This window comes from Sulfuricella sp. T08 (assembly GCF_000971475.1).
Classification (GTDB): Bacteria; Pseudomonadota; Gammaproteobacteria; order Burkholderiales; family Sulfuricellaceae; genus Sulfuricella.
The window spans coordinates 1-5,081 of the sequence record NZ_DF967567.1 but is presented as its reverse complement, the minus strand read 5'-3'; the positions used below and the strand labels follow the sequence as shown (position 1 = coordinate 5,081).

Sequence of the window (5,081 nt, the reverse complement as noted above, 5' to 3'; positions counted from 1 at the left end):
AGCACGCCGATCAGAGTCAGCAGAGCGAGTGCCCAGCCGGCCATATCGAGCAGCTTGTTGTTGTCGCCCCGGCCCGGCATGTAGATGCCTTTGATCTCTTTCAGGCGGCCTCCAGTCTTGGCGTCGTGGCACTGCACGCAGGACAGGGCCTTCTCTTTTGGTGCGACCATGTGGGTGATGGGCCAGAACATTTCGGTCTTGATGAAATCGACCTTGCCTGAGAATGGGGCACCCATGTTCTGCATGCCACTGGCAATGGATATTTCCCAGTCAAAATTTTTCCAGTAGGCAATTTTGTCGTCGCCGGCGGTATCCGGCATAACCAGGGTCTGGTTGACCGGGTCGAAGGGCTGCTTGCCGCGCATTACCTTCATTGGCCAGATCATCGACTTGCCATCGGTTGGGCTGCCACCGATACGGTTGATCGGGGTTGCGACATCGCTCTTGCTGACCTTGTCGCCGAGCAGGGTGTATGTCACCTTGCCGTTGAACCAGTAGTATTCCGGGACGACATTTTCAGCAAGTACGAAATCCCCTTTCTTGGAATCATAGGTGGCATGGCCTTTCTTGTCTTTCTTGGTCATGGGTTTTCCATCTGGCCCCATCTTGCCGGCAGTCGACCAGTCCCAGGACATTTTGGTGGGCACGCCACCGCGCGCGAATTCCGGAATATGACAGGTCTGGCAGGCGATCTTGCTGGTGTGTTCATTCAATTTTTTGCCATGATTGTCCAGTTTGGTCAGGTTGACCGGATGCGGCTGATCGCCATGGCAGGCTTGGCAGGTAGCCGGGTTGCTGCTGTCCGCCTTGCCGCGCATGTGGGCGCCGCCCTTGTCCTGCGCGGTGGGCGTGTAACGACTGCCCGGCACTTCGTGGCTGGAAGTCTTGTGACAGGTGCCGCAGGTGAAATCCGCGCCGGAAGCGTCCATGTGGACATCGAGCTCCTTTTCAGGAGCAGCCAGTGAGCTATCCATGTCGCCGTGTTTCACGCCATCGCCGCCGCCGCCCTTGAAGTGGCAGGCGCCACAGGTGTCACGACTGGTCTTGCCAACTTTCTGGGCGACCTTGTTCAGGTCCACCGGCTTGAGGATCTTGCCGGATCCGGGAGGAAATTCCATTTCCTTGTATACCGGGTGTCCGGCAAGGCCGGGCGGTTTATTGTAGAGGCCGGTGCGGTCGTGGCAGACCAGGCAGTCGACATTGATTTCCGAGCTGAAGTCGAAGTTCTTGTCCTTCCAGCCATAACCGGCATGGCAGGAAGTGCAGGTGGCATAATTCTGCGAAATGGAAATGCAGAAATTGTTGATGACATTCTTTTTGCCCAGGCGCTGATTGTTTTCCGGGTTGAGAAATTCCCAGGTCCAGTGTTTGGTTTTGTGTACCTGTTTGGCGGCTTCGGTATGGCAGGAGAGGCAGGCCTTGGTGACATCCGGGCCGGTTGCGAACGGCTGTTGCAGCTGCTTGAACTTGCTGTGGTCGGCAGTGGATGTATCGGCGGCGCCAGCCATGCTGCTTATGGTCAGGGCGCACAGTGTGGCCAGCCAGCCGGCAAACGCGATGGCGGTTGCCCATTGAGGGTGCTGGGTATTCATGGCATATCCTTCCGAAGCATGATGTCAGTGAATGGTCTGATTGTTTGCTGTTGCAACGGTTTCAAGACGGGTGGTCAACCACCCGTCTTGAAACAGGGGCTTATTTGCCGCGTTCCTTGATGCTGAACGTGCCATCCGCGTTGAATTTCATCTCGGCATCAATGAAATAGGTCTGCAGTTCGCTGCGCAGCAGTTTTGCCGTGTCATGGGCTTCTCCTGAGCGGGCTCCCGTGCCACACAGAAAGACGATGGGTTTGTCTTTGGGCAGGGTTTCGATCTTTTTCTCCAGATCGCCGATGGAAATGTTGATCGCTCCCTTGATGGTGCCTGCCTTGAATTCCTTGGCATCACGCACATCAACCAGCAGCAGGGAATCCGGATTTTCCTTCATGATGCGTTCGAAGGACGCAACCGAGATGCTGCCTTTTTCCTTGCCGGCTTCAATGCTGGCCGCAGTCCTGGCTGTCTCACCAGCGCCGCTGGTGGCGGCTGGAACTGCTGCTTCCCCATGCAGCTTGGCCCACTCCGGATAGCCTTCAACATATGTTTTGACGTCGGTATAACCCAGCTTGCGGGCCTTTTCGGCGGATTTGACGCTAAGCACACATTCCAGGCCGCCGCAGTAGAAAATCAGTGGCGTGGCCTTGTCGGCTGGAAGTTTGTCTATATGTTTGTCAAATTCACTGTCTGAAATATTTACCGCATTTGGAATGGCACCCTTTTCGAACGAGCGCTTGGGCCGGGCGTCTATCAGCATGAAATTGGATTTTTCATCCAGCAACTTCTTGATGTAGGCTGCAGAGACGGCTTGTCCCGTGCCCTTGGCTGCCCAGTCGGGAGAGCCGTCGGCATAAACTCGGATATTGGTGTAGCCAAGCTTTTCCGCCTTGAAGGCAGAGTTGTGGCTCAGCATGCACTCCACACCGCCGCAGTAGAAAATCAGCAGCGAGCTCTTGTCCTGTGGCAGGCTGCCGGCCATCTGGTCGAACTTGCTGTCTGGGATGCTTACCGCGCCAGGGATGTGGCCGGGGTCGTATTGACGTGCCGCGGGGCGGGAGTCAATCAGCAATACGCCCTTCTTGGGTGGAATGTCGACATTTTGTTTGACGAACTCGATATCCACCAGCTTGTTGTACCAGCCTTCCTTCGCCTTGACCTGTTCTGCGTGAGCCGGTGCCAGCCAAGCTACGGCCAGCAGAGCGACCGGCAGCGACAAAACCAGGGCAAGTCCCAGATTTTGCAGTTTCTTATTCATCTTGATGGCTCCTTCAAATGACGGTAAACTTTTCAGTCGATTCGTTGTAGCGTACGAGCAGGTACCACAGCAGCAGGATAGAACCGCTAATCAGGTAGGTCCAGCCCCAGCCACCCAGCATATCCGGGAGGTAGGCCTGGAAGCCGACAGCGGTCATCTCAAAGGACTCCACGTTGCTTTCATCAATGGACGTGATCTTGAATTTCTTGAGCAGTGCGCTAGCGATAGAACCTGACCAGGAAAAGAAGAAAATCGTCATCCACAGCTTGGCATGCCCTTCACCCATGCGCCACAGCGAACCGGAAGCGCAGCCGCCGGCGAAGATCATGCCGATGCCGAAGATCAGCCCACCCAGCAGGGAGCCGATCCAGAAAGTCGCTGGAATGGCGACATAGGGATCGATGATTTTTTTCTGGAACAGCAGCGAGGAAATGATCATGCCGATGGTCAGCGCCAGGATGACAGCCTTGGTCATGTCGCCTTCGGCAGTCATGAAAGGCTCGCGGAAGGATCGCGCAAAGCACAGGCGCGAACGGTGCATGATGAAGCCGATGGCAAAACCCGCCAGCACGATTACGGCGCGGGCAGCCAGCTGCGTGTTACCGGATCCATACCACTGGGTGGCCCAGAGCAGTACGCCCACGACCACTGTAAGCCCAAGCAAGGGATAAATACGTAAAACGCCTTCCGGAAGCTTGATAGGGGGTGGAGCCACCATACCCCACTCGATATTTTCGAGCGTCCACATCAACAGTTTGAGGCCGATGGCGGCACCCATTAGTAAACCTGCCCACATGGCCCAGCCTGCCGGGGAGGCATGCAGAATCGGGTTGAAGAAGCCACCGGTGGTGCAGCCACCGGCCAGCGCCGCGCCGATACCCAGCAGGCAGCCGCCCAGCGCAGCCCAGATGTACTCCAGTTTCGGAGGCCGGCGCGGAAGAAACTGGCGTGACAGCAGCGCCGCACAGAATGAACCCAGCACCAGCATGATGTTCATCAGCGACATGCGGTGCATGAGAAAGCTGTCGAGTTCCTGAGGTACGCCGAGAAGCGGCCCCAGACCGATCAGGTTGTTGAACCAGTCGCCCCAGAACTTGACTCCGCCGAACACCCCCCAGAACAGGCCGTTAATCATCAGGCCGATAATCACCAGCACCAGCAAGATACCGCCCAGATAGGGCGACCAATCTTCGACAAAAATTGTTTCGTAGTCCGCCTTGAAGCCGGCAAGCCAAGCAGAACCATTTTCAGTACTCATGGTAGCACCTCAGGCAAGTAACTCACGGGAGCGCCGGGCGCTCCCGTTTTTTACAACACGATCAGGCTGTTTTGATTAACTGCAGCTGGCCGGGCTGTCGCCATCCTTCGCGCCTTTGATCACAAAGGCCCTGATGTCTTCCATGAGTTCCTGATCGGGTACATCGGCGAATTTCTCGGCAGCCTTGTTGGTAGCCTTGATGCTGGCGCGGTATTGCTGGCTAATGTACTGCTTGACGCTGTCCTTGCCCTTGGCGTGTTTGTCTGCCTGAAGGTAGGCAGTCCATTCAGCCTTGGTCCTGGAAGTGGGTGCAATGGCTTTTTCTGTTTTTGCAACGTGGCAGCTGGTGCACACCTGGCGGTAGTAAACGCGGCCGCGTTTCCAGTCGCCATCATAGGCCTGTGCAGTTGTATATGCCGTGGTGCCCAGTATGGCCAGAACAATTGAGATCGAAAGCTTGGTTTTCATGTAAGACTCTCCTCATAATTATTTTTGAATATTAAAATGTAACCAACTGCCATCTGTACTAAAAATAATAGACTAACAGGATATGGATGTCCAATAAAAAACAGATATATGTTCTTAACATCCAGCCGTCTGAATAAGATAGGGGACAGGGTGGTTAGCTGGTGTGAGGAATTGTAGTGGAGACTGAGCAATGAAAAAAGCCGGGCAGTTTTCACTGCCCGGCTCTCGGGTGGGGTGGAAGGAGGGAGACTCTAATCCACTTCTTCCCATCCGGTAATCATCGCCTTGATATGCGAAGTCGGGGTATGACCCGCCGTTGTCAGGTAGACGTGGGCGATCAGGAACAGCAGCATCATGAATGCGCCGGCAGTGTGAAAGAAAGCCACCCACTCCAGAGAGACATATTTGTCCACGCCCCATGCCGTCCAGTCACTAAAGAACAGGTAGAACCAGCCTGAGAGCCACAGTAATGGCCCGATGAACAGCAGCACGCCGAGATAGGCCAGGC

Annotated in this window: 5 protein-coding genes; all 5 read right to left on the bottom strand. The window is 55.4% G+C overall.

All coding sequences use genetic code 11. The features are described from left to right. Positions 1–1,592, bottom strand: a 1,592-nt coding sequence (locus SCT_RS15120; RefSeq protein WP_059424630.1) for a tetrathionate reductase family octaheme c-type cytochrome, incomplete at its 3' end; no start/stop codon positions are given. A 100-nt stretch (positions 1,593–1,692) separates the two neighbouring features. Next, the gene (locus SCT_RS15115) at positions 1,693–2,847 is read right to left on the bottom strand and encodes a rhodanese-like domain-containing protein (protein WP_059424627.1); all 1,155 of its coding nucleotides are present in this window, start codon (positions 2,845–2,847) and stop codon (positions 1,693–1,695) included. A gap of 13 nt (positions 2,848–2,860) precedes the next feature. Beyond that, positions 2,861–4,105 (bottom strand): YeeE/YedE thiosulfate transporter family protein, encoded by a 1,245-nt coding sequence (locus SCT_RS15110; RefSeq protein ID WP_059424626.1) that lies wholly within the window; start codon positions 4,103–4,105, stop codon positions 2,861–2,863. Positions 4,106–4,180: 75 nt separating this feature from the next. Further along, positions 4,181–4,573 carry a hypothetical protein gene (locus tag SCT_RS15105; protein WP_059424624.1) on the bottom strand — a complete coding sequence of 131 codons (393 nt, stop codon included), beginning with the start codon at positions 4,571–4,573 and terminating at the stop codon, positions 4,181–4,183. Positions 4,574–4,824: 251 nt separating this feature from the next. Then, positions 4,825–5,081 (bottom strand): cytochrome b/b6 domain-containing protein (locus SCT_RS15100; protein WP_371257751.1); only part of this gene is annotated, 257 nt, incomplete at its 5' end.

Bases quoted from the DNA above. Each gene is read 5' to 3' on its own strand.
- SCT_RS15110 (WP_059424626.1), bottom strand. From the start codon at position 4,105: ATGAGTACTGAAAATGGTTCTGCTTGGCTTGCCGGCTTCAAGGCGGAC.
- SCT_RS15105 (WP_059424624.1), bottom strand. From the start codon at position 4,573: ATGAAAACCAAGCTTTCGATCTCAATTGTTCTGGCCATACTGGGCACC.
- SCT_RS15115 (WP_059424627.1), bottom strand. From the start codon at position 2,847: ATGAATAAGAAACTGCAAAATCTGGGACTTGCCCTGGTTTTGTCGCTG.